The organism is Frankia sp. Mgl5, assembly GCF_023242985.1.
GTDB classification, from domain to species: Bacteria; Actinomycetota; Actinomycetes; order Frankiales; family Frankiaceae; genus Parafrankia; species Parafrankia soli.
The window spans coordinates 1-234 of sequence record NZ_JALKFY010000362.1 but is presented as its reverse complement, the minus strand read 5'-3'; the positions used below and the strand labels follow the sequence as shown (position 1 = coordinate 234).

At 57.3% G+C, this 234-nt stretch carries 1 protein-coding gene; it reads right to left on the bottom strand.

Features of this window, described 5'->3' with window-relative positions; all coding sequences use genetic code 11:
* A partial coding sequence (locus MXD62_RS09700; protein ID WP_248829016.1) for a polysaccharide biosynthesis C-terminal domain-containing protein occupies nucleotides 1-234 on the bottom strand: 234 nt, incomplete at both ends.

Below are 234 nucleotides of genomic sequence, written 5' to 3'. Positions count from 1 at the left end.
GGTTTAGAGCGATTACTGCGCCGTGAATGCCGAAAGCGGGTTGGGACGTCAACAGCAGCATGGCAACCGTTTTGGCGATTGCCCCGATCAGGGTGTTGCGCATCACCACGCTGGCGTGATCCAAGCCTTGCAGCGCGGAGGCAAGCGGTGCCTGGAAAAATAGAAAGACGGAGAAGGGAGCCATCTCTTTCAGCAGTTGTCCAACCTCAGGTTCGTTGTACAGCAGGCCGCAGA